Source organism: Pseudomonas sp. X10 (genome assembly GCF_054889225.1).
The window spans coordinates 5,664,673-5,689,994 of sequence record NZ_CM142677.1; the positions used below are offsets into that span (position 1 = coordinate 5,664,673).

Here is a 25,322-nt window from a genome sequence, read left to right on the forward strand (position 1 = left end):
GTTTGCGACAGAGGTGCCGGGTGAGCAGCTTCGACACATTCCGTAACTTCATTGTCCGGCGTATTGCGCCTCCGAGACCTGTTCCGCCCAGGTGACGGTCTTGCCGTCTTCGGCTTCAGCGATGGCGATGTGGGTCATGCCGTTGCTGGCCGTGGCGCCATGCCAGTGACGGGTGTGCGGAGGAATCCAGACAGTGTCGCCCGGTCGGATTTCCAGTCGCGGGCCGCCTTCTTGCTGCACGTATCCGACGCCTGCGGTGACGATCAGCGTTTGCCCCAGCGGATGGGTGTGCCACGCCGTGCGTGCACCAGGTTCGAAGGTTACCGTGCCGCCGCCGACACGCGCCGGCGGCTCGCCCTTGAACAGGCCATCAACGCGCACCGTGCCGGTAAAGTTTTCCGCCGCGCCCTTGATCGAGGGCTGCGAGCCGTTCGGTGTAACGCGGATTTCGCTGGCGGCCTGGGATTCTGCTGCCATGAATGACAAAGCAACGAGTGGTGCGATCAATCGGTTCATCGTGTCAACTCCGGTCAGACGTGAAAGTGGCGCCGCACGTGGCGCCGCGTTGGGCAGATTCAGAGTCCGGTCATCTTCAGTGCCGATTCCGGCAGGCGTTCACCGTGCACTTCAATCTGCGCCATCTGTTCGTTGATCTCGCGCAGATCGTCACCGGTCAATTGCAGTTCGACTGCGCCCAGGTTCTCTTCCAGTCGATGGGGTTTGGTGGTGCCCGGGATCGGCACAATCCACGGTTTCTGTGCGAGCAACCAAGCCAGCGCCACTTGCGCTGGCGTGGCGTGTTTGCGTTGCGCGACGGCTTTCACCACATCGACCAAAGCCAGATTGGCCTTGCGCGCTTCAGGGGAAAAACGCGGGACGAAGTTGCGGAAATCGCTGGCGTCAAACTGCGTGTGCTCATCGATCTGACCGGTGAGGAAACCGGCTCCGAGGGGGCTGAACGGTACAAAACCAATCCGCAGTTCTTCCAGCACTGCCAGCAGTTCCAGCTCTGGGCCTCGCCAGAACAGCGAATATTCGCTCTGCACCGCCGTGACCGCTTGCACCGCGTGCGCCCGGCGAATGGTTTCCACACCTGCTTCGGACAGGCCGAAATGCTTGATCTTGCCCTCGGCGATCAGCCCCTTGACCGTGCCGGCGACGTCTTCGATGGGCACCTGCGAATCAACGCGGTGCTGATAAAACAGGTCGATGCAATCGGTGCGCAGACGCTTCAACGACGCCTCGGCCACGGCGCGGATATGCTCGGGACGGCTGTTGGTTCCGCCGCCGCGTGCGCCGGTAATCAGGTCGATATCGAAGCCGAACTTGGTGGCGATGACGACCTGCTCGCGGATCGGCTGCAAGGCCTCGCCCAGCAGTTCTTCATTGGCGAACGGGCCGTACGCTTCAGCGGTGTCGAACAAGGTGATGCCTTGCTCATGGGCCGAACGAATCAGCTTGATCATGCTGGCCTTGTCGGCAGCCGGCCCATAGGCCGAGGTCATGCTCATGCAGCCAAGGCCCAGTGCGGACACTTCCAGGCCATTGCCCAACGTGCGGGTTTTCATAATGTCACTCCGTACAGAATTCGATTAGCGCGTGAGTGGGTGAGCGCTCAGCCAGCCGTTCACGCGTTCCATGGTCTTGCGCTCTTGCTCACTCTCCATCACAAAACCCTCCAGAACCTTTGCCTTCGGCGCGTGCTTGACCAGCACGCTGCGGCTGTTGCCCAAGCCATAACCACCGTGGGTGTTGAAGGGAATTAGGGTCTTGCCGGCCAGGTCGTGGGCGCTGAGAAAGGCGCGCACGATCGACGGGGCGGTTTCACCCCAGATCGGAAAACCGAGATAGATCGTGTCGTAGTCGCTGAGGGCGTGAACCTTGTTTTGCAGCTCGGGCACGAAGCCGCTGTCACGCTCCTGACGCGCCTGCTCGACGGTTTGCAGATAGTCCTCGGGGTAGGCGTTGGCCGGGCGAATCTCGAAGAGATCGGCACCCAGTCCACGCTGGATCAGCCCGGCGACCACGCGGGTATTGCCCGAACGCGAGAAGTAGGCGACCAGAATCCGCGACCCTGAGCGCGGTGTTTCACTGGCGCCTTGCGTGTCGGCGAGCGACAGCAGCGGAGCGCTGGCCAGTGCGGCGATCACCGTGCACCGCAGCGGATCGTGATCGTCGCTCATCGACCGACACGCGCCTTAAGGGCCTCGGGATAACGCTCGCCTTCGATGCGGATCTGCGTCAACGCTGTATCAATTGCCTTCAGTTCGAAGGCGTCGAGCGCGATGTCCGCGCCGCCGAGGTTTTCTTCCAGGCGAGGCAGTTTGGTCGTCCCCGGAATCGGCACAATCCACGGCGCCTGCGCGAGCAGCCACGCCAGCGCGATCTGTGCGGGTGTCGCTTGTTTCTGCGCGGCGATCTGACGGATCAACACCACCAGTCCCTGATTGGCTTGCAGCGCCGGCTGACTGAAACGCGGGACGATGCTGCGGAAGTCGTCGCTACCGTAAGTTGCCTGCGCCGACACCGTGCCGGTGAGGAAACCTTTGCCCAATGGGCTGAACGGTACGAGGCCGATGCCTAACTCCCACAGCACCGGCAGGATTTCCTGCTCAGGCTCGCGCCACCACAGCGAATATTCACTTTGCAGTGCTGTGACCGGCTGTACCGCGTGTGCACGGCGAATGGTCTGAGCACCGGCCTCTGACAGGCCGAAGTGCTTGACCTTGCCTTCGCCAATCAAGTCCTTCACCACCCCGGCGACGTCCTCGATCGGCACGTCCGGATCGACGCGGTGCTGGTAAAGCAGATCGATGTAATCGGTCTTCAGCCGACGTAACGAACCCTCGACGGCGACCCGGATGTGCTCTGGGCGGCTGTTGAGAATTTGCTGTTTATTGTCGTCGCCGAAGGTGAAGCCGAACTTGGTGGCGATGACCACTTGATCGCGCACCGGTGCCAGGGCTTCGCCCACCACTTGTTCGTTCAGGTAAGGGCCGTAAACCTCGGCGGTATCGAAGAAAGTGACGCCTCGGTCAACCGCCGATCGGATCAGCGCAATGGCTTGTTGTGTGTCAGTCGCCGGGCCGTAGCCATGGCTCAAGCCCATGCAACCGAAGCCCAGGGCTGACACTTCGAGTGAACTGTTCCCGAGTGTGCGCTTGTGCATTTGGATCTCCCGACATTTGGCGTTGGGAGAACAGTAAGCGAGCTAACGAGTGGGGACTAGACGGTTAAATCGGCAAGGGTTCATGAGGTTTGCTCATCAGTCCCAGAAAACGGGAAGTGGCGACTTTATCCTCATGGACGCCTAGACGCCCGCAGCAAGTGCTCAGAAACAGGCCTAACGTTCGCGTTTGATAGAAAGTAATCGAGCGACCGCTTCTGGCCGATAGCAGGCATCTGTAAATGGCTCCATTGGGTCGACTTCTAAAGGATCGCAAAAGGAGCAGAGCGTTAATCGAAGACTCCTTCACAGGCCAGCGCGCAGCGCAGGCATTCCGAGATGCATTCTTCAAAGCGACTGTTCATGGTCATATCTCCGGTATCGGGTCGATGTGATGCCAGTGCACCGTCTCATGACGGTATGTAGCGTTCGACCTGACGGGGTCCTGAAGATTGATTACATTTCTGTAAGCTTGTCCGAATCATCTCGGTGAGAAGGCCTGCCCGATCATTTAAGGCTGGAAAATCACTGCTTCTGAATGCTCACGATTTTCGCGACGCTTCCCTCCATACGGAACCCAAATTTCACCTTGTCTCCTACGTTCAAGCCCTTCAGCTGTGCAGGCTCAGCTTGGAAGCCCATGGTCATCGCCGGCCATTTGAACTCTGCTATCGGGATGAATTCAGCATTAAGGGGTTGGGGCTGCACAAACCAAGCGCTTGGAGGCTGATGAAGAAAGTTGTGACACCCTCCGCTGAAGTACACCAAATTCGTCCGCTGTGAGCCTCAATGATAGAGCGTGTTATCGACAGACCCAGGCCTGCATTGCTTGGCCCGCCTTCGCGTCTGGCTGGATCGGCCCGATAGAACCGGTCGAAGATCTTGCCAATGTGCTGAGGATCGATGGTTACTCCGCTGTTACGTACGGATAGCGTCACGCTTTCAGGTGTTTGCTCGATCTGCACTGATATCTCGTTGCCTTCCGGGGTGTAGCGCAACGCGTTCGATAAAAGGTTGGAAAGCGCTCGATCAATCATCAGGCGATCGCCACGAACCTTACCACGACCATGGAGGGTCAGCTGAATGCTCCGGTCCTCAGCCAGGAACTGATAGTACTCGAACAGCTTGCATACAAGCTCGGAGAGGTCCACATCGATCTGCTCGGGCACGATCAGACCGTTATCCGCCTTGGCGAGGAACAGCATGTCGTCGATCATCCGCGACATGCGCTTGAGGTCTTCCAGATTCGAATAGAGGTTTTCCTCATATGCATCCAGGTCACGCTTCTTGGTGAGCACCACTTCGGTATGGGTCAGTAGGTTGCTGACCGGCGTTCTCAACTCGTGAGCGATATCGGCAGAAAAGTTGGACAACCGAACGAATGCATCCTCCAATCGTCCCAGCATCCCGTTGAAAGACAGGATGAGCTCCTGAAGTTCAAGCGGTACGGGCTCCAGGGGAATGCGCTCGCGGAGCGATCTTGCCGACATCCCGGTGGCCACTTTGGTGATTTGCCCAACAGGCCGAAGCCCACGCTTGGCCACAACCCAACCCAAGCCTGCGCTCACAATCGCGCTGATCACCAAGCCGATGCCGAACCACCATTGCAGGGTGACAAAGAAATGGGCGTGAGTGGTGACATCGAGCATCAGCACGGCAGTCACCGGTTCTGGCTCGCCTGCTAGGGTCAGCTGGGCGGTAATGCCGCGGAAGTTCTGCGATTCATCCTGCCATTCCCAGACCGCACCCTGGCGCGCCTGCTCGAAGCGCTGAGGAATTTGGGAGGCTTTGGAGTCTGAAAAAAGGACCGTTCCGTCAGCCTTGGTGATTTTCGCCGAAAGATCCTGATGTGCGCCGAGCAATGCCCGCAGCTGCTGCTCCTGATCGTCGAGCCCGCCTCGCGCTGCTGAGATGGACAGGATATGACGCGTTGACTCCAGCTTTTCGGAAAGCGCCTGCTCATCCAGCATCCGGAAATGGTGCTGGCTGAGCCCGTAGAAAGCCACGCCGGCAACGACCAAGACAGCTGTCACCGCGAACATGAACATCAGGGTCAGTCGCTTGACGAGCGATGATTGCGGGCGCATCACTCGGGCACATCCATCATGTAACCCATGCCACGGGCCGTATGAATGAGTTTTGGCGCGAAGTCATCATCGATCTTGGCCCGCAGCCGGCGAATCGCGACCTCGATCACGTTGGTGTCACTGTCGAAGTTCATGTCCCAGACCTGAGAAGCGATCAGCGACTTGGGGAGCACCTCGCCGCGTCGGCGCATGAGCAGCTCCAGCAGAGAAAACTCTTTGGCAGTAAGGTCGATCCGCTTGCCATTTCTCGTAGCCCGGCGCTTGAGCAGGTCAACCTCAAGGTCCGCCATTTTCATGGTGGTTTGAACAGATCCACCGTTGCCTCTGCGCAGCAACGTGCGGACCCGAGCCAGCAACTCCGAGAATGCAAAGGGCTTCACCAGGTAATCATCAGCGCCCAGCTCCAAACCTTTCACGCGATCGTCTACGCCATCACGGGCCGTCAAGAAAAGGACCGGCACATCCTTACCCGCTGCACGGATCTTGCGCAGGACCTCCCATCCATCGAGCCCCGGCATCATCACGTCGAGAATCAGCAAGTCATACGCTTCGCTCTGCGCCTGTTGCAGGGCGTCAGTGCCTGTCATCACCCTGTCAACGGTGAAGCCAGCTTCTGCCAGGCCTTGCTGGAGGTAGACACCGGTTTTCGGCTCATCTTCGGCTACGAGTAATTTCATCTGCTCTCATCCACGCGGGGTGCATCTCCAGTTTGCAGGAAAAAAGACGCCCAACCAGAAGCTGACGGAAAAGTAATGTCGAGATCAGTTTTCTGACAGCACCGCGAGGCTAACTTGACCCTGTACCTGACGCCATGAGGCGCAGAACCCACGGAGGATCTCCAGATGAACATGGTCAAAGCAATTGTGGCGGTCGTTACCTTCGGCATGGCAGGCATCGCCCTGGCAGAGGGCGGCGCGGACCGGACCTTTGCGCGGATGGAAGCGGCTCGCCAAAGCTCCATGCAGGCCTACCAAGTTGCTCAGGAGAAGAAAGAGCAGGCGCCAGTCGCCGCCCAGTCCAGCAAGCACGCGGGCCACGAAAGCTGCTGATCCGAGCTTACAGAAATGTAATCACCCCGGAATCTGAACTATGGCAGTTTCAGACTGCGGCCTCTCATCAGCCTCGCGCAGTGGCGAAAGTCTACGAGACTGGTGAGAGCTCCAATGAACCCAAGGGCTGCGCCATCGAGCAGCCTGGATATCAGCAATCTACCTGACTGGACGCAACGGCATGCAAAGCAAAACCACGAGACGATCTTTCGTCAAAGGCCTGGCCGCTACCGGACTTCTGGGTGGGCTCGGCATGTGGCGCGCGCCGGTCTGGGCCGTGACCAGCCCTGGCCAACCGAACGTGCTCAGCGGCACGGACTTCGATCTGTATATCGGTGAACTGCCCGTCAACATCACTGGTGCAGCTCGTACGGCCATGGCCATCAACGGCTCCGTGCCAGGGCCGATCCTGCGATGGCGCGAAGGCGATACCGTGACGCTGCGCGTACGCAACCGGTTGAAACAGGACACCTCCATTCACTGGCACGGCATCATCCTGCCCGCCAACATGGACGGTGTGCCGGGCTTGAGCTTCCACGGCATCGCTCCCGATGGTATGTACGAATACAAGTTCAAGGTCCACCAGAACGGCACTTACTGGTATCACAGCCACTCGGGCTTCCAGGAGCAGTCCGGGGTCTATGGCGCATTGGTGATCGATGCCAAGGATCCGGAGCCGTTTGTGTATGACCGTGATTACGTCGTCATGCTCAGCGATTGGACGGATGAGGACCCCGCGCGGGTGCTCTCCAAACTCAAGAAGCAATCCGACTACTACAACTTCCACAAGCGCACAGTCAGCGACTTCGTTGACGACGTGAGCGAGAAAGGCTGGTCGGCAGCTGTAGCGGATCGGAAGATGTGGGCTGAAATGAAGATGAGCCCCACCGACCTCGCTGATGTGAGCGGGTATACCTACACCTACCTCATGAACGGCCAAGCTCCGAACGGCAACTGGACGGGTATCTTCAAGCCCGGCGAGAAGATCCGCCTGCGCTTTATCAACGGCTCGGCCATGACCTATTTCGATGTCCGGATTCCTGGGCTCAAGATGACGGTTGTGGCTGCTGACGGCCAGTACGTCAAACCCGTATCGGTCGATGAGTTCCGGATCGCCGTTGCGGAAACCTACGATGTCATCGTCGAACCTGAAAACGAGCAGGCCTATACGATCTTCGCGCAGTCCATGGACCGTACCGGGTACTCCCGAGGCACCCTGGCAGTTCGTGAAGGCTTGCAATCACCCGTGCCGGAGGTTGATCCACGCCCGATCATCGCCATGAGCGATATGGGCATGGACCACGGCAGCATGGGCGGAATGGATCACGGCGGCATGGCTGGCATGGACCAGGGCAACATGGCCGGCATGGATCACAGCAAGATGACTGGGATGGACCATGGCAGCATGGCCGGCATGGATCACAGCAAGATGGCTGGGATGGGTCATGAGGGCATGGCCGGCATGAGCGGTGCAATGCAGAGCCATCCGGCTTCCGAGACCAATAACCCGTTGGTCGATATGCAGACCATGTCGCCGACCCCGAAGTTGAACGATCCGGGAATTGGCCTGCGCAACAACGGGCGCCGAGTGCTGACCTACGCCGATTTGCGGAGCACCTTCATCGATCCCGATGGTCGAGAGCCTGGACGCACAATCGAACTGCACCTTACCGGCCACATGGAGAAATTCGCGTGGTCGTTCGACGGTATCAAATTCTCCGACGCTGAACCGCTGCGGTTGAAATATGGCGAGCGTCTTCGCATCACCTTGGTCAACGACACCATGATGACTCACCCCATCCATCTCCACGGTATGTGGAGTGATCTGGAGGACGAGAACGGCAACTTCATGGTTCGCAAGCACACCATCGACATGCCACCTGGCTCAAAACGAAGCTATCGCGTCACCGCAGATGCCTTGGGACGTTGGGCCTATCACTGTCACCTACTGTTCCACATGGAAATGGGCATGTTCCGAGAAGTCCGTGTGGACGAATGAACTGGAGATTTGAGATGAGCAAACCAATGAAACGAAGCGCCTTTTTCCTTTCTGCTGCGATGGTAGGCATGCTGGCTGTTTATGCCCCGTCGTCGTGGTCCAGCGACAACCATGATCAGCATTCCCAGAAAACCACCGAGGCCGACAAAGCCAAAGGTTCGCAGGACAAGCAGGGCCAGATGAACCATGAAGGCATGGACCATGGCTCCATGGAAGGTATGGACCACGGCTCGATGAAGGGGATGGACCATGGCTCGATGGAAGGCATGGACCACGACAAAATGATGGAATCGCATGGCAGCGACAAAGCTAAGGCAGGGAAAGATGGCCAATAGCCTTGGGCGGCCTTCGCTGCTGGCCCTGACCGTTTCAATCGGCATGCTGGGCGTAACGCCCAGCTTCGCCGCTGAGGAAATGGATCACACGAGCATGGATCATTCCAAGATGGGACACGGTTCCATGCAAATGGATGCTGCTCCGTCCGAATCGATGCCGGCGATGGATCACAGCAAGATGGGGGTGAGCAAACAGCATAAAAAGTCTGCCTCTGTTGATCACAACCAGATGGGGCATGCTCAAAGCCAGAACAAATCCAGCTCGGTGGACCATAGCAAGATAGACCACAGCAAAATGGGCCATGGAAACATGCAGGGCATGGATCACGGTGCGATGAAGGGCATGGACCATTCCCAGATGAACCATGGTTCAGCGACTTCTCCGACCACAACGAGCCGCACGCCGATTCCGGTGCTCACTGATGCCGACCGCGAGGCAGCTTTTCCGCCCCTGGGTGGCCACCAGGTCCACGACAGCGGTAACAACAGTTTCTTCCTGTTGGACCAGCTCGAATACCAGGACGCAGACGAGGGCAGCACGCTAGCCTGGGACGCATCAGGCTGGGTCGGCGGCGATGTGAATCGACTCTGGGTTCGTTCCGAGGGCGAGCGCACCAATGGGGTAACCGAAGACGCGGAGCTGCAACTGCTCTATGGGCGCTCCGTCAGTCCGTGGTGGGACGTGGTCGCCGGGGTCCGCCAGGACTTCAAACCGGAATCCCCTCAGACCTGGGCAGCCTTTGGAATTCAGGGCTTGGCCTTGTACGACTTCGAGGCAGAAGCCACGGCGTTCATTGGCGAGAACGGCCAGACTGCTGTGCGTCTTGAGGGCGAATACGACATCCTGCTGACCAATCGCTTGATTTTGCAGCCAACGGCCGAGGCGAATTTCTATGGCAAGAATGATCCTGAGCGCGGCGTTGGCTCGGGTCTGGCCAATACCGAAGTCGGGCTGCGTCTACGGTATGAAATTGTCCGCCAGTTTGCTCCATACATAGGCGTTACCTGGAGCCGCTCCTACGGCAAAACCGCTGACTTCATCCGAGACGAGGGTGGAGATGTTAATGAGGCACGCTTCGTTGCCGGTATCAGGATGTGGTTCTGAGAATTCCAACATGAAAAGAACAATTACAACGCTGCTTGTGGCCGGTGCGGTCGGAAGTGCGGCGGTATTGGGCACGGCCTATTTCGGCTTGGTGAATGTCGGCGCCGATGATCCTCACTTCCCGGCAGTCCATTCCTTTCTCGCCATGGCTCGCGATCGGTCGATTGAGGTTCGAGCACGAGACATTGAAGTGCCTGACCTAAAGGACGCCGCGCTGATCAAGGCAGGAGCAGGTAACTACAACGCCATGTGCATTGGGTGTCACCTCGCCCCCGGCGTTGGAAAGACTGAGCTAAGCCAAGCGCTATACCCGTCGCCACCTGACCTCACCAAGGTGGGTATCGGAGGCGATCCGGCCGCCGCATTCTGGACAATCAAGCACGGTATCAAAGCCACGGGCATGCCCGCCTGGGGCAAGAGCATGGGCGATGAGTACATCTGGGGTATCGTCGCGTTCCTGAATCAACTGCCCCAGATGAATGCCGAGCAGTACAAGGCCTTGGTGGCCACGAGCGGCGGCCATCAGCACGGCGGCGGTGAAAGCGATATGCACAACCATGAGGGCCAGCACGGCGGGAGCGGTCATGCCGAGCATGGTGATCACGACGAAGCGGCAGACGACGATCATGCCCAGGCAGCTCACGACCATGGAGCTGCACCCGCAGGCTCCACTCAAGCGGCAGATCATCACGGTGACCACAATGCGGCCGAGGCCCATTCGGATGCCCACCCGAAATCGTCGCCAAAGACGCATGTTCACAAAGATGGTAAGGAGCACACTCATGCCAACTAACCGGATATTCGTTCGGCTAGCCGCTATCGCTGGGCTTCTGGTGACCTCGGCGGCCTACGCTGCCGAGCCATTGTCCATCGACGTTCACCGAGACGCGCACTGCGGTTGCTGCCAGAAGTGGATCGCGCACCTGGAAGCCAATGGTTTCAAGGTGACCGACCATGTTGAGACGGACATGAGCGCAGTGAAACAGAAGCTGGGCGTAGCGCCACGGTTAGCGTCCTGCCACACAGCCTTGATTGACGGAAAGTTTGTTGAAGGTCACGTGCCAGCTGAGCAGATTCGAGACCTCAAGGGGCGGAACGATCTGGTCGGGATCGCCGTACCAGGAATGCCAGCTGGATCCCCAGGCATGGAGGTTGATGGCGTAAGCCATGCCTACCAGGTCATTGGTTTAACCAAAAGCGGCGAGGACCAAGTAGTAGCCAACTATCCGGCCAAATAACGCACCGACCATGAGGACGGCGGTAGGCTGACGCCGTCCTTTGTACCCCCGCTGGAAAGGCTTCATCAGCTCAACATGACGAGACAGAGCGCTTGCAAAGGGCAGCTAATCAGATTCACGGCGCTCGCGGGCTGGCTTGAGTACGATATCGCCGTTGATGAGCTCGATGGAGAGTCTGTCGCCCGTCGTGACCCCGAGCTCGCGCAGAATGTCGTCGGGTAATTCCACAATCACATCGCCGGAGCCGTCGCCGGGATCAAGGCACTTAACCGTGGTGCGCGCTGATTGAGTCATTAGGCTGTCCTGCCTGAGCTACCAATCCTCATCGTACTCCACCAGTCATGAAAGTCGGTAACCAGGCGATCAATCGTCGGAATTGACGCTTCAACCCGGCTTTATCAGCGTGAGTCCTGCCCGCTCGATCCGTGCTCAGTTCTGGCCCCGGCAACCGATTCCAGCGGTCCGGTATTCAAGGATTTTCACGTCTCCGTTGGAATCCTCGTAGTTCATCTGTGCCGGCATCACGTCACAGCTCGCCTTGGTCGAAGTCATGCTGATTACCCTCGCCACGTCGAGCCGCATCCCGTAGCGATAATGGATCACCTCCGGTGGCTTCTTACCATTGGCGGCTGCATAAGCTCGCATAGCTTGCTCATTGGCCTGAATCATCTTCCCGTGTACCCGGTCGGATCCTCCTTCGGCGAGCGCGGCTGAGGAGGCCACTATGGCCAGGATGGCCGTGATACTTTTGATGACTTTCATTTCAATCACTCCACTAGACGTGACTGAAGATTAGGGTTTTGTCGCTGTCAATTGAGTGATACGGGGATTACAAAGTTGTAAGTCCGGCTTGCAGAGGGAGGTAGCGTTGCGTCTTCACCGCATACCAATTCCCCCCAGGCAAACTACTGGTAGACACCGAAGCGTAGACGCTCAAGATAGTCCGCTACCACGCTGAACCCGAGCGACGTGTCGAGCAACTCGATGGGTACAAATCCCATCAAATGGCCGCACGGCCGACAAAGCCACTGCTCCGCGAGCATCTGAGAGCCAAATACCTTCGATGCAAGCTCTAGTCCTTTCGCATACCCGATTGGAAGGTCTCCTCGATCGTATCCCGTGCAAACACTTCGATCATCTCAATCAGCTCGGCATGTTTCGGGAACTCTCGTTTCAGCCAACTGCTGGGTATGTAGTGATGGTCCAGGTGAACTGCGGTGACCTGGCCATCGCTACTCGCGCACAGCATCACGTTCATCTCTGTCTCATTACCGGCCATTGCGGCAGGGACGAAAACGATTCCCGCCTCGTCGATGCCGAATGAACGGCGCCACTCAGGGAAGCGCTTGCCGTCAGGGTTGGATGCTGCGAACCATCGGATATCGTTCATTCATACTTCTCACTGGCAATCAAGGTGGGGGCAGCAGCTCCGAGCATCGCAGCCACTGGCGGTGCTAGGTCCAGGAGCTGCACCGGTTCATTCAGCGCGCCGATGATGCCATACAGCCAGCATATGGGTGTAGGCGACATGACAGTTATTCAGGCACCGATGGTGGTGAATCACTAACGCACAAAAGCGTAACGATATTTGGGTTATGCGCTACACTCTCGCGCATTTCCGAAACAGTTTTAGTAATCGCCATTCGGGGTTTGAGATACGCCGTTCGAGAATAGGTGACATCTCGGGTATCCCTGATAACAAACTTTCAAATGCTGATGCTATCAGATACAACAGGTGGTGTGCTTGGTATTGATCGGTTAAATACCTGAATGCGCGAGGTTCGCGCAAGTCATCACGGTGTAATCTCAATGTTGCGCGTCTCTCCTTAGACATTACTTCCACACTATCACCTTCGACTAGCTCTGCGAGTTTATCTTTCAAAGCATGAAAAGCCGTTTCGGCCGACAGATGATGTGGGAGTGCGTTGAGGCTTTCAAAAAACTGAGCGAAGTGTAAGGCTTCAGGGTGATGGTTCGCCGTGGGCTCCGCGTCGCCTAGGCTACGGCCCGCGCACCTGCCCCAAATCACGTCTAAAGAGTGCCCACAAGCTGAGAAAGATTTTTCGCAGATTTGGCAATTCGAAAGCAGCTTGACGTTATGCTTAGCGCATACATCTACTAGAGGATGGTAGCGTCTCCAATATGAGAACCCTCGCTTAAATTGGTCTTCTTTCACACACGTCGGGCAATATAATCGCGTTCTCGAAAAGTCATCAAAGCTGTAGGAACCGAACTCAAACTCATTTGCCGAATACGAAGCGCTGTCTTTATTTCTTAATACACCATGAACAGAGTAATCAGTATGGAAGTGCAATAATTTGTTGAATCCGTAACAACCATCCCAGCCAAGAAAATTAGCTATCGAAATTACTTGTCGGTTACGCCAGCGACGGGATCGGAATTCCGGTGCACCAAAGATTTCTGTCGACCGGGTGTGCCGTTGAATAAACAGATTCCGCTCCACAAATGACCGGTGCGACTCGTCGGGTTGGATTCGCAACAGCAATAGACGGCTCATTGAAGTGAGGATTGGTCGGTACCAGGCGAAGGGCCGGACGCCCCGCAGGAGCCGGGAGGATAGGCCTCCTCGACTCCTGCGACAGCTTTAATTCTCTAAAATCACACCTGATTCTAGAGAATTAAAACTGTCGCAGCCAGCAACGACGCGGCGTTGAGCGCTGTGCAGCTTATAAAATCGCCCCTTTTGGGAGTCTCCCCCCGATGGGTGTTCTAAGCCTCTAACTCTGCGCTTCTTTTGATCACGTCGATGTACCAGCCATAATCAGTCTCGACGAACCCCACCGCTCTGGCCGCTTCTCGCTTGGCCTTCATCCTGGGTAGGATCTCAAAACCGCCCATCTTAACTTCGACGACCGGATCTCTTAGAGCTGACTCATAGCTGATGGAGACGCGGTGGACCAAGGCTATGTCGTGCGTTTTCTCATCATATCGGCCATGTACATGATAGACGCGGTCTGGGATGGCTACCTGTGATGCGCTCTCGGAGTAGAGGACGCACTCAGCGAATACCCGGATGGTGATCAGGACCATCTCATCCCCAGTGACGTGAGAAAGCCGCTTGGTCGAGAGCCGTTGCATGTACACAATACGGTCATGCGGGCTATTCCGCTGTGTTTCAAAGCCCATGCTTTTCCAGAATTCAATCGAGGTAGTAGGTTCGCATTGGACAACCAGGACGGCATTATCATGGGCCTCTTCCTCCGTGATCGCCCGCTCGACTAATGCGCGACCTATCCCATGCCGCTTCCGATCTGACTTGACCTGCAGAATGGAGCTAGGCGATATGCCACGGATAAGGAAGCCGACCGGACCTTCTTGATCAACCCAGACCAACATCTGCCCTTCGGAGCAGGCTTCCTCAATCATGCGCCAATTATGGATAAATCCCTGGTCCCCTCGCACTTCGAGAGCAAGCCATTCCCTGATGAATGGCAAGTCGATCTTTCGGCCCTTGCGCACCCCTCTGCGCTTAGATGGTCGTTTCTCTATCGGTAGATTGGTCGGGTTGGTCATAACGTTCCTAGGGCTGGAGACGAGAGCAGATTTGAACGGATAGTGGCCTGTCATCACAAAATTTTCACCTATGCGCTCCGCCTTGCGCTGACTTTTCAAAGCAATTCTGATGATGAGAAATCTGACGAACTGACATCCTGACGACTTGACGTTTTTTTAAGCTGGGTGCATATTGATACCCGAAGGCAGCTCGTCGTCTGAACCCGTAAGGAGGTTCCATGTCCCCTATCACCACCGAAAACTCCCGAGAGACTCTTGTGGAGGAGCTTGTCCGTCGCTACCGGGTGTTCCTGAATAGAATCCCAGCCCCAGCGTTGGAAAAGGCCCTTGATCTTGCTCATCCGGATGGGCTTATCGAGCTGGCCAGAGCGGGCAGGGAAGAACCTTTAAACGTCGAAACTCGAAATCAGCTGGTTATGGCTCGGATGAGAGTCAATGCGTTTGAACGAGTCCAAAGTAGGTGTGACCTGCTCAAAAGCGGCCAGGCCACCGAACTGCTGGGTATCAGCCGGGAAACACTAAGTCAGTGGGCGAAGGCTGGACGAATCGTTGTCTACACCAACAATGGGCGAAAGCATTACCCAGCGTTCCAGTTTAGAAATAATAGGGTGCTACCTGCGGTACCGCGCTTGATTTCAGAGCTGGAAGTTGATCCGCTAGAGGTGGAGGCCATGAACATGCTGGTTCAGCACTTGGTCGACGATGTGGATTGCTCAAGCGCTGGCGAGCCGAGCAACGTCGTCAAACGCTTCACCCTGCTTGATGACCCTGCGGCAGATACGATCCTCAAGCGTGATTGGGATGCCGATATCGAAACGGGCCTGTAAAACTGGACCCCTCTTGCGAGAGGTCCGGCTAAGGATTCTCCGATCAAGTCAGCACAGGCTGCACGACCTGTGCTGAAATGGCCCTTCGTTTAGCCACCCCAAGCAAGCCTTGCCCATGAGTCAGATGAGCTTCTCCGATTTCGAGTACGCCGGTAAGCGCAAGCAGACCCGCCGAGAGCGTTTCCTGGCCGAAATGGAGCAGGTCGTGCCGTGGAGCGGGTTGGTCGCGTTGATCGAGCCGCACTATCCAAAGGCCGGTGGCGGTCGTAAGCCTTATGCATTGGAAACGATGCTGCGCATTCACTTGTTGCAGAACTGGTTTTCGCTGAGCGATCCGGCGATGGAAGAAGCGTTGTACGAGATCACCTCTATGCGCCAGTTTGCTCGGCTGACGCTAAGCGCGCCGATTCCCGAAGACACGACGATCATGAATTTCCGACACCTCCTGGAGAAGCATCAGCTCGCAGCAGGGATTCTGGAAACCATCAACAACTATCTGCAAGACAAAGGCCTGTCACTGCGCCAGGGCACGATTGTCGATGCCACGATCATCCATGCGCCCAGTTCGACCAAGAACAAGGAAGGCAAGCGCGATCCAGAGATGCATCAAACCAAGAAAGGCAACCAGTACTTCTTCGGCATGAAGGCGCATATCGGCGCCGATGTTGAGTCGGGGCTGGTGCATCACGTTCACGGCACTGCCGCGAACGTCGCAGACGTGACGGAAGTCGCGCAACTGCTGCATGGTGAGGAGAATGTCGTCTGTGCGGATGCGGGTTATACAGGTGTCGAGAAACGACCAGAGCATGAAGGGCGGCAGGTGATCTGGCAGATCGCAGCCCGACGCAGCACCTACAAACGCTTGAGCAAACGCAGCGCGCTGTACAAGGCCAGACGCAAGATCGAAAAGGCCAAAGCCCAGGTACGTGCCAAGGTCGAACACCCATTTCGGGTGATCAAGCGCCAATTCGGCTATGTGAAGACCCGCTTCCGTGGGTTGGCCAAGAACACGGCGCAATTGACCACGTTGTTTGCGCTGTCGAATCTGTGGATGGCGCGCCGGCAGTTATTGAGCCCTGCGGGAGAGGTGCGCCTGTAAGGTGCGATAACCAGGGCTGAGCCCTGGCTATCGCAATGATCGGCGGCCGAAATCGAGTCGGCCTGGGTCAAGATGCCGTTCAGTGCTGGTCGCTGAGTAACTTGTTCGGAGTTTCCCTAAGGCTTACCCCGCCTCTACAATAACGCCCCGGCTTTCGAGGAATTCGAGAACGGTTTCCCCAGTCTGCAGCTCATAGTCCAGCAGCGTGTTATAGCTGGCTGGGGAGAGTTGCTTGTCACGTCCCCCGAAGAGGACTACGTTTCGACCGTTGGAGTTGCCAGCTGGGCAATACATGGCAGAGTTGTACATGATGCCATCGTACCCCAATGCCGAGACTACCTTCGTCAGCCACCGTGGGAGCTGGTAACCCTGCAACTTATCGCCTCTCGGCAGCATAAGCTCGTAAGGCATGATCCCCAGCAATGTCACCAGTTCCGCCGCATCCACCAGATGAAGTACCCGATCCGTCCGCAAGGTATGCAAGGACGTTTTGCTCAGCTTCGAGAATTTCACCACCTTCCGCTCTGGCGCTTCATAGTAGGGCTGGAACGATTCGGCGATCGCTGCCTCCGGACTGAGTCCAAAATAGGCGACGTCGACCAGCTGCTCCGGATGCTGAAAGCGCCCGTCCGAGTCAGGCCGATAGTTGATGGGGTTATCGTCATACCGCGACGATTGGACCCGGTAAAGTGCTGTGTTTACAGCGAAGCTCAGGCGCGTGCGCGGGGCGCGCTCCAGGGCCAGTTCTACATCTTTTTCGTTAACATCGTTGATCACCGTTGAGTTTCTCCAAATAGAAAATGAGTCGGGGGATGTGAGTACGCATGGGTTACTTCCCTTGCTGATTGGGTTTGCCCGCGCTGGAATACCTGCGCGAGACGTGTTTAGCCCAAGTGGGCCGAGACGGAATATAAGGCAAAGGGCCATTAGCCCGGAAGGCTTAACACACGAATCCGCTTTTTCTTTTTTGGTGGTGTTAGCAGGTTGCATGGGGCGCTATTCGAGAAGGCCCCGCGCTGTGCAACCTGTTTTCCATATGTATCGTTGAGTGCGATCTACAAGGGCTTGTTTGCAGTACGGCTGAAGAATGACATCGGCCGGGCAGTGCCTGTGTCTGGCGATTCTTACCGCCGACCATCAGAAAATACCCGCAACAAGCTGATCATCAGCGACACGCTGCCCCTGTTCTGATCCCAAAGTCATGTATGAGGAGTGACCGCCAATGCTTGGCGGTGTGCAGGCAGATGCGGTCGGCACCTTCGGCGGCCAGCAGGGCGCCAAGCTGCTTCCTCAGTTGGAGGGCATATCCTATTTCCTTGCCTCCGAGGTGACGAAGAGATCGTAGAGCCAGTTGAAGCGCTTCATGGCCAGGAAGCAGAGGAGGGCTAGAGCTGGGTGAAGGCCAGCGCCCGCCCTCGTCGTTCAGGTCGAGGAAGATTCGAACGCTAGTTCTGCAGGTTGGCGCGGATAGTCCGCTGCTTGATCTCCTGCAGGACGCAGTGGATGGCAGCTGAGATCCGGAGAACCTCCGCCCGCGACCGATTTCTCGGAAACGTAATTCTTCAGGTTTTACACATCAAAATCGGCCAATAGGCTTTCCACACGAAATTTTTCGAGCATATAATCTCGCCTATCGAAACCCGAGCGCAATGAAATGACCCTGAACCCAGATGCTATTGCTGCTTTGTTGATTGCTGAAGTCCCCCGTGACCTTGTGATGGGCGTGGAAGACGCCTTTGCTGCAGGTGCATTGCAAGCACACACGATGACGAAGAACGTCAGGAAGCAACGCAAGGTAGCGTTGGGGTACATGCGGCATATCGAGATGAACGAGCGATTCAGTGACCTGTTGGAAGCGGCAGGTGCTGAGTTCCTGCCTGCGCAAGGCAACGGCGTGATCGTAGGCAAGGCTGGCATGTTCAAGTTCACACGCCTGAATATGAACACCACCAACTGGAATCATGCCAGCCGTAGCACCATTCGACGGGAGCTTGCCGAGGCCAACCAAGCGATGAGCGAGCTGGCTCAACTCTCTCTTTTTGGCACACAAAAAATCGAGCGCGGCACCTTCTTCTTCGTCGCAAGGTTCAGTGGCTCGCTGAGCCACCAGCCGGAGAAACCATTGCAGATCTACATTGCGGTGCCTACACCCAAAATGGACGGCTGGATTTTCCGTGAACCATTGGCACAGTTTCTCGAAAGGTATGACACGGCTCAGAAACAGGTCGACAATGCGACTGTGAAACTCAAAACAATCCTCATCGAGCGCGGAGAGCAGGAAGAAACATGAGCCGGGGCATCACAGATTTTCAGCCAGGGCGTCTGATCCAGGCGTTGGCTGCCCGCGCCCTTTCGCAGGTACAACTCGCTGCCATGGTCGGCGTATCGCCGGCCACGATCAGTAAATGGAAGTCAGGACAGCAAGCTCCCGAAGCTGAGGCTCTCGCTAGCCTTTCGAAAGTAATCAATGTAAGTCCTGAATGGTTTACCCGGCCCCTTCCCCAGAAAGGGTCGCTTCCTTTATTTCGAAGCAATGCCTCGGCGCACGTAGCTGCACGAGCGATGCTTGAAGCTCGTCTTGAATGGACACAGGATATCGTCTTGGCGATGAATGAGTTCGTAGACTTCCCGGACATCAACCTGCCGGTAAGGTCGTACACTGATCCACAACAAATCGCCAGTGCCGATATCGAGGAAGCAGCCGATGAATGTCGGGAGCTCTGGGGCCTAGGTCGCCGGGCAATTCCAGACCTTGCACTTGCAGTTGAAGGCGCCGGCGTCATCCTGGTTCGGGAAGAAACGGGAATTGCGCCGATTGAAGGGCTATCGGCATGGAGTCACGCACTTCAGCGCCCACTGATCCTGCTTTCAGCCGATAAGGCGAACGGCTTTCGAAGCCGTTTCGACCTCGCGCATGAGCTTGGTCATCTGATTCTTCATAAAGGCATTGATCGTTCGACTGACCCTGAGCGCTATAAGCTGATGGAATCACAAGCTCACCGGTTTGCTGGCGCGTTCCTACTGCCGGCAGAAACTTTTGCGGCCGACGTGAAAACACCGGTCACGCTCGATAGCTTACTGCTGCTTAAGCAACGCTGGGGCGTTTCGGTCGCGGCCATGATCATGCGTCTTGAAGCGCTCAAGATCATCGACGCCGACGAAAAGCTCTTACTGTTCAAACGGCGCTCTGCCAGGTGGGGAGCCAAGTCGGAACCAGGTGACGACGCCCGTGTGCCTGAGCAACCTCGTTTGCTCAAACGCACAGTTGAGCTCCTTTCATCCTCTGGCGTGATGCCACTCGAATCCGTCAGCGGGTACATCGGTTTAGCCGCAAACGATGTTGAAAAGCTAGCAGGATTACCCGAGCACTACCTTTCTGGCAAAGCGTCAGTGTTCCATCTGGCGAAGCTGAAAAGCATGGTTTCAGGTGATCCTTCGATCAAAGCTGGTGAGGCAGTCGTACTTCCCTTTAATCGACGCGGGTGAACCGCGCCTGGTTTCATTCGTAGCGGGCCTCCCGGCCCGCTCAGTCACTTGAAGGATGCTCTTCGATATCTTTGAAAAGCTCCAACGCCTCTTCATCCGAAATTCCTCGCATTAACAGTTCGTAGCTTTTCACCTCGTCTGCTGTCGGGACAGTGAGGTCAGGGATCGATCGAATTCCATCAGCAATATCTCTTCGACTGATCTCCACGGTACTGACCATTCCGGCGTTCATATCGTAGGAAAGTGAACCGCATTCCTGATTCATGTACCCGACCAATCCTCCAGCCATCATTGCTCCTTCCCGCTTTCTGACCTCATGTTTAGCAAGAGCAACCCGAATGGTCTCGACCTGGATGAACAGGAAATGAGTACGGGCCAAGTCATCCTGGAGCTTCTCCAGCATCAACGGATCGTCTAACAGGGCCTGAATCTCATTGGCTTTCTGCAACGCCGTGAAGTTCGTGTACCCACGGTCACGTTTCAGGTCAGTGAGCTTGAGCTGAAGCCCGGAATTTTTGGCGGTTTTGACATAGCCCTTCGCCTTCTGAATCCACGTCCGCATGACTTCGTACGCACTGAAGATCCACATTTGCGACTGTGCGGCGAGGAAGACCGAGTCATAGGGTGTCGACGTTTCATTAAATTTGGCACGAAGGTACTCGTACTCCAAGCCCATTATAAATTCGTCAACGATAGTCAGGTTCAAAGCCTGACTGACAAGGTTTCTGTCAGTGTCGAACAGTGTCAATGATCTCAATGCCCCACTCAAGGCATGCTGGGGGATGAGATCCGGGGCAAGGTAGGTAGGGCGATAGTCGTGCTCAAAGCTGTATTCATCGTCAATCATGAGCGTTCAACCGTTTTTGGATGATCTAAGACTAGGTATAGATGGACCACACAACAAAACAGATCGGCGGCCTACCTTTGCAGGTGGGTAAACGGCGAGTATGACGACGGATCATACCAAACTCGTTTTTGGGGACATGACGGGCAAACCGCCTGGTGCGGTCCACCCAAAAACCCACGACCAGCAGGTATGCCACTGACATCTTCCACTCGCCTGACTACTCGGACTATGCTTGGGGATAGCCCTTAGCCATTAAGCAATCCCTTACCGCTAAGGATCAGCCCGCTAACATGGAGGTTGGTAGTGAAGTTCGATCTAAGAAATGCGATCAACAGCATATCTGACGTGGTGATGAATCGACCCGCCCCATTGCGCGAATTCGACCAGATCTACATGAAGGTCGCGGACATGGTCATCCAGGCCGAGTACGTCGCAAGGGTCTTCGACGGGAAAAAGGTGGTCTTCGTTGGTGACGGCGATGGGATAGCCCTTTCGGCTGCTCATCTCAAAGCCCAGGAGGTGATCAGTTATGGGCCAACATCAATCACGCTCCTGGATTTCGATGAGCGCATCGTCAACTCGGTACGGCGATTCGGTGAAAAGCTAGCGCCCAAGATCGAAATCACTGCCCATCTTTACAACGTGGCTGACCCCTTACCTGCGGAGCATTTTGGAGCGTACGACGGCTTCCATATCAACCCGCCCTGGGGAGCGAGCAACGGTGGCCAAAGCGTGACTGCATTTCTGGAACGAGGCAGCCAGGCGACCAACGAGCGAGGTCTTGGCATCGTTGTCATTGCCGATGACCCGGATCTTCCCTGGACACAAGAGGTGCTCAGAGATACTCAACTCAGGGCCATTGAGCTGGGTTACGTCGTAGCCGAAATGCTTCCACAGCTTCATCTCTACCACCTCGATGATGCACCGGACCTTCGCTCCTGCTCATGCTTGTTCCGTAGGGTAGTCCCAGGTCTGATGGAAAAGACCTCGGAGGAGCTGTCAGCCGAACGCCTCCGAAACTTCTACGGAAAGGACAATCCGCTGATATACAAGCACGTGCGGGAAACCCCCAGCCTCAATGTGAATCGTGAGGCAGAGCAGCGCTATTCTCTCGAACATTATCAGGAGGTTCCGGATGCCTAACCCGCTTGCGAATGGCCAAGGCGTGATCTTCATGAAGGTAGGGCTTCACGCTTCCGAAACCCTCGAAGATATCGTGGAAAGGAAGCGTCGAGAGTTTGAAGAAGCCGGCTCAATTTTCTGGGGGTACGGAGGAAGCTCCTGCCATCCTCGCACGATGGTCCAGCCCTTCGGCAGGGCTATGCAGGAAGAAGGAAAACACCTCCTGATCATCATGAACGAGATGAACTCCAAGCACTCAGCCCCTCCAGTAGCTGCGTCCCAATACTCTGAAGACGGCGTCGACTGGCAGGCGGTTCCAAGAGGTATCGAGGTACGTGGCTCACGATTCGCGCTTGTTCTGGATGAACTGAAAACGGAGGAGTTTGAGGTCAACCTGAACGACTTCCATGTCGGTGTAGGCCAATCGCGTGGGCGAATTGCAGGCGATTATTTGAAAGGGCAGAACGATAAAGGCTGCCTGATCTATAACGAGCCCCACATTCCACCACCTCCTGAGCAGCAGATCATTAAGCAGATTGGTTTGGTTGCCCGCGTCAAACCCCCTTATGCGGTGTTCCTCAGGGACTGATTGAGGAGACCCAGGGATGGGACGGCTTATCTATTTGACCGGAGCACCAGCTACCGGAAAATCGACGCTCACGGAGGGGTTGGCCAGCTTGCCCAGCCAAGTCCGCGTATTTACCTACAGCAGAGAGCTGACTCGCGTCGTCTCCGAGCGTGTAGGCCAAGTCACACAAGACGATATGCGAGAGAAGTCGGCAGCCCTGATAACGCGCCAAGATGTCGACCGAGTCGACAGGGAGTTGATTGCGGTTGCGGCAGCGCTCAAAAAAGAAGGCGGCAATCTCGTCGTCGACTCTCACCCGGTTACGATCGAAACATTCGGTTTCAGGGTGACTCCATTTGCAAAAGCGCAGTTGCATGACCTCGCGCCAGACGTAATTGTGTGCCTCTATGCGGATGGGCAGGCACTTTCCGACCGAATCAAGGCAAATCCTGCGGGTCGACCGTTGCCGAAGGCAAGTGAGCTGGACCGGCATGTCACCCTTCAATGCGAAATTGCCTCGCTGTATGCGTTCGAGACGGGAGCAGAGCTGTACTTTCTGGACGCAGGGAAATCAGGTGCGGAGGTACTGCAGAATTTCCTCATGGTTTCCAAGCTGCTGCATTCAGACGGCCACTGACAAGTCAGACTCAAAGCCGAACAGATCGAGGGTGACTGGCACAGTAAGGGCGGGCTGGGACTGGCCGCGAAGGCGCGACACGAGGGAACTCCACTCCTTCAAATCACCGCGGGCCGAGACGTCGCTGATACGCTCCAAATCCTTAGGGGTTAAAAGCGAGGGGTCACTGAGCTGTACAGCATATGGGGCCTCCATGGTGGCGGTGAAGCTCACTGCATATTTTCTGGCAGCATTTCCGCTGAGCGCGAAGTTCGCATTTTTTACGACAGCAGTCACCTGCGAAGCACCTAGCGGCTTATCACTGGAGAAATTCCGAAGGTGGGCTGCAGTCACCTCTATCTCTGTTCCACCGCCCAGCCGCTGCTCCGACCTGCAAACCAGGGCGTAGTGGCTCGATTTCCGCCGTCCTGAGGGAAGATCTGCTCGGCTGGTGATCAAGACGTGTTTAGGGAGAGGCACGACGTTACCTCGCCCATCGACCCAACTGTTCCAGACAAAGATGTCTTCAGGGCGAACGTCAATGTCCTTCGGCTTGCTAAACATCGGCGAGAACAGAACCTGCATTTCACCATCAATGGATGCCGCAGCATCACGAGCATTGTCGCCAAGCGACTGGCCAATGCCCCAGAAGAAAAGGCCGTCCCCGAGCTGACGCTCCCACTCCTTGCGACGCACGATAAGGTCCAGGCCTTCGCCTGATTCGACGCCCATTTTGGTCCAGCAGAAAGTGGAAGGGATCATGAGGTATGGGTCCAAGGGTCACATAACAAGGATAAGCGTACCAGAAATCTATTCATTTGTGTAGGTGAATAGCCTATAGTGAATATCATGAATAGCACCAAAATCCAGCACGCCTATAACCAAATCATAGAATCCATCAAGGCGGATTCCCGTAGCGATGCTGAAATATCGAGGCAGAGCGGGGTTTCTCAGCCAACTGTATGGAGGCTCCGCAGTGGCCACAAACCCAGGCTAAGGTACAGCGAGCAATTCAATAAGCTGTGCACCTTCTACGGGGTTAATGAATTGGCCGCACCCTTAGGGCATGGTTCATTGGAGACTGAACTGAAGGATGCAATAATATCCGTATGGGATGGCTCGGATGCTCATGCCCGGGCGTTGATTAAGGTGGTCCGGAGCCTGAAGGGGCTTGCAGCGAACTCTGTCGGTCAATCCGTCCCGCTTTCTGCTCAAGGAGGTCGCAATGCCGGCCACTCAAATTGATCGAATCTTCGGGGCGCTGGAGTCAGCCGGCTATCCCCGTGAATTCCAGAGTTCTCTGCTACCCGACTGGGTGACCAGCGAGATGCTGCAGGATGAGGGAGCGACTCTTGAAGTCGCATCAATCCTGGCCAAGCGACTGGGGCTACGCGTCGCTCCCTTGTTCTCCGACAGTCCTGGGCTGGAAGAACTGCGGCGCCGTGATACCAAGTACAAACGCTCAATTCCCAACAAATCGAAGAACCTTAGCGCGGCGACCTCCCTGGCGATGTTTGCTGCGGAGTCCATTGCCTACGCAACCCCCTACGAATACATCCCCTTTCCACAAGACCCGTTGCAATTCCGGAATGAGATTCTTGGAACAGAAGGTGGGAATTGGTTAGGCCTGCGGAACCTGCTGCAAGCATGTTGGCGTCATGGCGTACCTGTTATCTATCTGGACGAGGTGTGCGAAGGGCTACCCAAGATGGATGGCATGGTCACCATGTTCGAAGGGCGACCTGTCATTATCTTGTCCAAAAAAAGCAAGTCGTGGGCCTGGCAATCCTTCATCATCGCTCATGAGATCGGGCACTGCGCTTTAGGCCATATCGACCCAGATGAGATTTTAATCGACGAGACTTTGGGGGAGCAGTCGTATGCACTGGACGATCCCGATGTAGATGAACAAGCGGCAGATCAGTATGCGATCGCCCTGCTAAACGGTCGAGCAAATGCAACCTACGGCAATGGCACAGGCAACATGTCCGCATTGGGGCTTGCAGATGCGGCCATGCAATATGGCAAGGCAAACCGTGTGGATCCCGGTCATGTGGTACTGAATTTTGCCAAGCACAATGATGCCTGGGCGCTAGGAATGGCGGCAATCAAACTTCTACAGGCGGGTGAAAAACCAGCCGGCATCGTCGTCAACGATCTGCTCTGGCGTTGTATTAGGCCGGATGTTCTCCCTGACGACACCATCGATCTCCTCTACCGTGTGGCTCCAGCCGAATAGGATTT

30 protein-coding genes are annotated in these 25,322 nt (G+C 56.2%); 14 read left to right on the plus strand and 16 right to left on the minus strand.

Features of this window, described 5'->3' with window-relative positions; translation table 11 throughout:
* Window positions 1-48: 48 nt before the first annotated feature.
* The 7 genes from ACYU03_RS25805 to ACYU03_RS25835 form a co-directional block, all read right to left on the minus strand.
* Window positions 49-516, minus strand: coding sequence for a (R)-mandelonitrile lyase (locus ACYU03_RS25805; RefSeq protein WP_105641275.1), 468 nt, complete (start codon window positions 514-516; stop codon window positions 49-51).
* A gap of 59 nt (window positions 517-575) precedes the next feature.
* Complete coding sequence (locus tag ACYU03_RS25810) at window positions 576-1,568, minus strand: aldo/keto reductase (protein WP_461887423.1); 993 nt, start codon at window positions 1,566-1,568, stop codon at window positions 576-578.
* A gap of 24 nt (window positions 1,569-1,592) precedes the next feature.
* Window positions 1,593-2,183, minus strand: coding sequence for a flavodoxin (locus tag ACYU03_RS25815; RefSeq protein WP_461887424.1), 591 nt, complete (start codon window positions 2,181-2,183; stop codon window positions 1,593-1,595).
* On the minus strand, window positions 2,180-3,169 hold the full coding sequence (locus ACYU03_RS25820) for an aldo/keto reductase (protein ID WP_461887425.1): 990 nt from the start codon (window positions 3,167-3,169) through the stop codon (window positions 2,180-2,182). The genes ACYU03_RS25815 and ACYU03_RS25820 overlap by 4 nt, the downstream gene beginning before the upstream one ends.
* A gap of 522 nt (window positions 3,170-3,691) precedes the next feature.
* Entirely contained in the window at window positions 3,692-3,814 is a 123-nt protein-coding gene (locus tag ACYU03_RS25825) for a copper-binding protein (protein ID WP_461887426.1), read from the minus strand.
* Window positions 3,815-3,834: 20 nt separating this feature from the next.
* The gene (locus tag ACYU03_RS25830; RefSeq protein ID WP_461887427.1) at window positions 3,835-5,253 is read right to left on the minus strand and encodes a heavy metal sensor histidine kinase; all 1,419 of its coding nucleotides are present in this window, start codon (window positions 5,251-5,253) and stop codon (window positions 3,835-3,837) included.
* The gene (locus ACYU03_RS25835; RefSeq protein ID WP_461887428.1) at window positions 5,253-5,930 is read right to left on the minus strand and encodes a heavy metal response regulator transcription factor; all 678 of its coding nucleotides are present in this window, start codon (window positions 5,928-5,930) and stop codon (window positions 5,253-5,255) included. The genes ACYU03_RS25830 and ACYU03_RS25835 overlap by 1 nt, the downstream gene beginning before the upstream one ends.
* 165 nt (window positions 5,931-6,095) lie before the next feature.
* Here ACYU03_RS25835 and ACYU03_RS25840 point away from each other — a divergent pair, with 165 nt between their 5' ends.
* From ACYU03_RS25840 to ACYU03_RS25865, 6 genes are all read left to right on the plus strand, one after another.
* Window positions 6,096-6,302: a co-regulatory protein PtrA N-terminal domain-containing protein gene (locus tag ACYU03_RS25840; RefSeq protein ID WP_461887429.1), complete on the plus strand. Its 207-nt coding sequence runs from the start codon at window positions 6,096-6,098 to the stop codon at window positions 6,300-6,302.
* 181 nt (window positions 6,303-6,483) lie between these two features.
* Window positions 6,484-8,301, plus strand: coding sequence for a copper resistance system multicopper oxidase (locus ACYU03_RS25845; RefSeq protein ID WP_461887430.1), 1,818 nt, complete (start codon window positions 6,484-6,486; stop codon window positions 8,299-8,301).
* A gap of 14 nt (window positions 8,302-8,315) precedes the next feature.
* Window positions 8,316-8,636, plus strand: coding sequence for a hypothetical protein (locus ACYU03_RS25850; RefSeq protein ID WP_461887431.1), 321 nt, complete (start codon window positions 8,316-8,318; stop codon window positions 8,634-8,636).
* Entirely contained in the window at window positions 8,626-9,741 is a 1,116-nt protein-coding gene (locus ACYU03_RS25855) for a copper resistance protein B (protein WP_461887432.1), read from the plus strand. The genes ACYU03_RS25850 and ACYU03_RS25855 overlap by 11 nt, the downstream gene beginning before the upstream one ends.
* A 10-nt stretch (window positions 9,742-9,751) precedes the next feature.
* Entirely contained in the window at window positions 9,752-10,534 is a 783-nt protein-coding gene (locus tag ACYU03_RS25860) for a c-type cytochrome (RefSeq protein ID WP_461887433.1), read from the plus strand.
* Window positions 10,524-10,979, plus strand: a complete 456-nt coding sequence (locus ACYU03_RS25865; RefSeq protein WP_461887434.1) for a DUF411 domain-containing protein — start codon at window positions 10,524-10,526, stop codon at window positions 10,977-10,979. The genes ACYU03_RS25860 and ACYU03_RS25865 overlap by 11 nt, the downstream gene beginning before the upstream one ends.
* 105 nt (window positions 10,980-11,084) lie before the next feature.
* Here ACYU03_RS25865 and ACYU03_RS25870 read toward each other — a convergent pair whose 3' ends face one another.
* The 6 genes from ACYU03_RS25870 to ACYU03_RS25895 form a co-directional block, all read right to left on the minus strand.
* Window positions 11,085-11,273, minus strand: a complete 189-nt coding sequence (locus ACYU03_RS25870) for an AbrB/MazE/SpoVT family DNA-binding domain-containing protein (RefSeq protein WP_461887435.1) — start codon at window positions 11,271-11,273, stop codon at window positions 11,085-11,087.
* Between the two features lie 135 nt (window positions 11,274-11,408).
* Window positions 11,409-11,741, minus strand: coding sequence for a DUF2790 domain-containing protein (locus ACYU03_RS25875; protein WP_461887436.1), 333 nt, complete (start codon window positions 11,739-11,741; stop codon window positions 11,409-11,411).
* Window positions 11,742-11,884: 143 nt separating this feature from the next.
* Complete coding sequence (locus tag ACYU03_RS25880) at window positions 11,885-12,073, minus strand: antitoxin Xre/MbcA/ParS toxin-binding domain-containing protein (RefSeq protein ID WP_461891552.1); 189 nt, start codon at window positions 12,071-12,073, stop codon at window positions 11,885-11,887.
* Window positions 12,052-12,369, minus strand: a complete 318-nt coding sequence (locus ACYU03_RS25885; protein WP_461887437.1) for a hypothetical protein — start codon at window positions 12,367-12,369, stop codon at window positions 12,052-12,054. Before ACYU03_RS25885 ends, ACYU03_RS25880 begins: the two co-directional genes overlap by 22 nt.
* Before the next feature lie 210 nt (window positions 12,370-12,579).
* The gene (locus ACYU03_RS25890; RefSeq protein ID WP_461887438.1) at window positions 12,580-13,497 is read right to left on the minus strand and encodes a TniQ family protein; all 918 of its coding nucleotides are present in this window, start codon (window positions 13,495-13,497) and stop codon (window positions 12,580-12,582) included.
* A 212-nt stretch (window positions 13,498-13,709) separates the two neighbouring features.
* Complete coding sequence (locus ACYU03_RS25895; protein ID WP_461887439.1) at window positions 13,710-14,513, minus strand: GNAT family N-acetyltransferase; 804 nt, start codon at window positions 14,511-14,513, stop codon at window positions 13,710-13,712.
* Between the two features lie 218 nt (window positions 14,514-14,731).
* Between ACYU03_RS25895 and ACYU03_RS25900 the strand changes: the two genes are divergently transcribed.
* Window positions 14,732-15,340: a MerR family transcriptional regulator gene (locus ACYU03_RS25900; protein ID WP_461887440.1), complete on the plus strand. Its 609-nt coding sequence runs from the start codon at window positions 14,732-14,734 to the stop codon at window positions 15,338-15,340.
* 115 nt (window positions 15,341-15,455) lie between these two features.
* The gene (locus ACYU03_RS25905; protein ID WP_461887441.1) at window positions 15,456-16,439 is read left to right on the plus strand and encodes an IS5 family transposase; all 984 of its coding nucleotides are present in this window, start codon (window positions 15,456-15,458) and stop codon (window positions 16,437-16,439) included.
* 123 nt (window positions 16,440-16,562) lie between these two features.
* Here ACYU03_RS25905 and ACYU03_RS25910 read toward each other — a convergent pair whose 3' ends face one another.
* Window positions 16,563-17,216 carry an RES family NAD+ phosphorylase gene (locus tag ACYU03_RS25910; RefSeq protein ID WP_461887442.1) on the minus strand — a complete coding sequence of 218 codons (654 nt, stop codon included), beginning with the start codon at window positions 17,214-17,216 and terminating at the stop codon, window positions 16,563-16,565.
* A gap of 877 nt (window positions 17,217-18,093) precedes the next feature.
* Here ACYU03_RS25910 and ACYU03_RS25915 point away from each other — a divergent pair.
* Both ACYU03_RS25915 and ACYU03_RS25920 read left to right on the plus strand, forming a co-directional pair.
* Window positions 18,094-18,729 carry a hypothetical protein gene (locus tag ACYU03_RS25915; RefSeq protein ID WP_461887443.1) on the plus strand — a complete coding sequence of 212 codons (636 nt, stop codon included), beginning with the start codon at window positions 18,094-18,096 and terminating at the stop codon, window positions 18,727-18,729.
* A complete protein-coding gene (locus ACYU03_RS25920) occupies window positions 18,726-19,925 on the plus strand; it encodes an XRE family transcriptional regulator (protein WP_461887444.1) in 1,200 nt (399 codons plus the stop codon). The genes ACYU03_RS25915 and ACYU03_RS25920 overlap by 4 nt, the downstream gene beginning before the upstream one ends.
* 40 nt (window positions 19,926-19,965) lie before the next feature.
* Here the strand turns inward: ACYU03_RS25920 and ACYU03_RS25925 are convergent, their stop codons facing one another.
* Window positions 19,966-20,772, minus strand: coding sequence for a hypothetical protein (locus tag ACYU03_RS25925; RefSeq protein WP_461887445.1), 807 nt, complete (start codon window positions 20,770-20,772; stop codon window positions 19,966-19,968).
* 303 nt (window positions 20,773-21,075) lie between these two features.
* Here ACYU03_RS25925 and ACYU03_RS25930 point away from each other — a divergent pair, with 303 nt between their 5' ends.
* The 3 genes from ACYU03_RS25930 to ACYU03_RS25940 are packed head-to-tail and all read left to right on the plus strand — an operon-like array spanning window position 21,076 to window position 23,099.
* Entirely contained in the window at window positions 21,076-21,915 is an 840-nt protein-coding gene (locus tag ACYU03_RS25930) for a bis-aminopropyl spermidine synthase family protein (RefSeq protein ID WP_461887447.1), read from the plus strand.
* Window positions 21,908-22,483 (plus strand): hypothetical protein, encoded by a 576-nt coding sequence (locus ACYU03_RS25935; RefSeq protein ID WP_461887449.1) that lies wholly within the window; start codon window positions 21,908-21,910, stop codon window positions 22,481-22,483. The genes ACYU03_RS25930 and ACYU03_RS25935 overlap by 8 nt, the downstream gene beginning before the upstream one ends.
* A 16-nt stretch (window positions 22,484-22,499) precedes the next feature.
* Window positions 22,500-23,099: an AAA family ATPase gene (locus ACYU03_RS25940; RefSeq protein ID WP_461887450.1), complete on the plus strand. Its 600-nt coding sequence runs from the start codon at window positions 22,500-22,502 to the stop codon at window positions 23,097-23,099.
* On the opposite strand, the gene ACYU03_RS25945 is transcribed toward ACYU03_RS25940, so the two are convergent.
* Window positions 23,085-23,840, minus strand: coding sequence for a hypothetical protein (locus tag ACYU03_RS25945; protein ID WP_461887451.1), 756 nt, complete (start codon window positions 23,838-23,840; stop codon window positions 23,085-23,087). The genes ACYU03_RS25940 and ACYU03_RS25945 overlap by 15 nt on opposite strands.
* Window positions 23,841-24,303: 463 nt before the next feature.
* On the opposite strand from ACYU03_RS25945, the gene ACYU03_RS25950 reads away from it, so the two are divergent.
* A complete protein-coding gene (locus ACYU03_RS25950) occupies window positions 24,304-25,317 on the plus strand; it encodes a M78 family metallopeptidase domain-containing protein (protein WP_461887452.1) in 1,014 nt (337 codons plus the stop codon).
* Window positions 25,318-25,322 lie beyond the last annotated feature (5 nt).

Bases quoted from the DNA above. Each gene is read 5' to 3' on its own strand.
- ACYU03_RS25850 (WP_461887431.1), top strand. From the start codon at position 8,316: ATGAGCAAACCAATGAAACGAAGCGCCTTTTTCCTTTCTGCTGCGATG.
- ACYU03_RS25840 (WP_461887429.1), top strand. From the start codon at position 6,096: ATGAACATGGTCAAAGCAATTGTGGCGGTCGTTACCTTCGGCATGGCA.
- ACYU03_RS25830 (WP_461887427.1), bottom strand. From the start codon at position 5,253: ATGCGCCCGCAATCATCGCTCGTCAAGCGACTGACCCTGATGTTCATG.
- ACYU03_RS25905 (WP_461887441.1), top strand. From the start codon at position 15,456: ATGAGTCAGATGAGCTTCTCCGATTTCGAGTACGCCGGTAAGCGCAAG.
- ACYU03_RS25825 (WP_461887426.1), bottom strand. From the start codon at position 3,814: ATGACCATGGGCTTCCAAGCTGAGCCTGCACAGCTGAAGGGCTTGAAC.
- ACYU03_RS25845 (WP_461887430.1), top strand. From the start codon at position 6,484: ATGCAAAGCAAAACCACGAGACGATCTTTCGTCAAAGGCCTGGCCGCT.
- ACYU03_RS25835 (WP_461887428.1), bottom strand. From the start codon at position 5,930: ATGAAATTACTCGTAGCCGAAGATGAGCCGAAAACCGGTGTCTACCTC.
- ACYU03_RS25885 (WP_461887437.1), bottom strand. From the start codon at position 12,369: ATGAACGATATCCGATGGTTCGCAGCATCCAACCCTGACGGCAAGCGC.
- ACYU03_RS25950 (WP_461887452.1), top strand. From the start codon at position 24,304: ATGCCGGCCACTCAAATTGATCGAATCTTCGGGGCGCTGGAGTCAGCC.
- ACYU03_RS25810 (WP_461887423.1), bottom strand. From the start codon at position 1,568: ATGAAAACCCGCACGTTGGGCAATGGCCTGGAAGTGTCCGCACTGGGC.
- ACYU03_RS25935 (WP_461887449.1), top strand. From the start codon at position 21,908: ATGCCTAACCCGCTTGCGAATGGCCAAGGCGTGATCTTCATGAAGGTA.
- ACYU03_RS25895 (WP_461887439.1), bottom strand. From the start codon at position 14,513: ATGACCAACCCGACCAATCTACCGATAGAGAAACGACCATCTAAGCGC.
- ACYU03_RS25940 (WP_461887450.1), top strand. From the start codon at position 22,500: ATGGGACGGCTTATCTATTTGACCGGAGCACCAGCTACCGGAAAATCG.
- ACYU03_RS25875 (WP_461887436.1), bottom strand. From the start codon at position 11,741: ATGAAAGTCATCAAAAGTATCACGGCCATCCTGGCCATAGTGGCCTCC.
- ACYU03_RS25915 (WP_461887443.1), top strand. From the start codon at position 18,094: ATGACCCTGAACCCAGATGCTATTGCTGCTTTGTTGATTGCTGAAGTC.
- ACYU03_RS25805 (WP_105641275.1), bottom strand. From the start codon at position 516: ATGAACCGATTGATCGCACCACTCGTTGCTTTGTCATTCATGGCAGCA.
- ACYU03_RS25900 (WP_461887440.1), top strand. From the start codon at position 14,732: ATGTCCCCTATCACCACCGAAAACTCCCGAGAGACTCTTGTGGAGGAG.
- ACYU03_RS25945 (WP_461887451.1), bottom strand. From the start codon at position 23,840: ATGATCCCTTCCACTTTCTGCTGGACCAAAATGGGCGTCGAATCAGGC.
- ACYU03_RS25925 (WP_461887445.1), bottom strand. From the start codon at position 20,772: ATGATTGACGATGAATACAGCTTTGAGCACGACTATCGCCCTACCTAC.
- ACYU03_RS25865 (WP_461887434.1), top strand. From the start codon at position 10,524: ATGCCAACTAACCGGATATTCGTTCGGCTAGCCGCTATCGCTGGGCTT.
- ACYU03_RS25920 (WP_461887444.1), top strand. From the start codon at position 18,726: ATGAGCCGGGGCATCACAGATTTTCAGCCAGGGCGTCTGATCCAGGCG.
- ACYU03_RS25815 (WP_461887424.1), bottom strand. From the start codon at position 2,183: ATGAGCGACGATCACGATCCGCTGCGGTGCACGGTGATCGCCGCACTG.
- ACYU03_RS25890 (WP_461887438.1), bottom strand. From the start codon at position 13,497: ATGAGCCGTCTATTGCTGTTGCGAATCCAACCCGACGAGTCGCACCGG.
- ACYU03_RS25860 (WP_461887433.1), top strand. From the start codon at position 9,752: ATGAAAAGAACAATTACAACGCTGCTTGTGGCCGGTGCGGTCGGAAGT.
- ACYU03_RS25820 (WP_461887425.1), bottom strand. From the start codon at position 3,169: ATGCACAAGCGCACACTCGGGAACAGTTCACTCGAAGTGTCAGCCCTG.
- ACYU03_RS25855 (WP_461887432.1), top strand. From the start codon at position 8,626: ATGGCCAATAGCCTTGGGCGGCCTTCGCTGCTGGCCCTGACCGTTTCA.
- ACYU03_RS25870 (WP_461887435.1), bottom strand. From the start codon at position 11,273: ATGACTCAATCAGCGCGCACCACGGTTAAGTGCCTTGATCCCGGCGAC.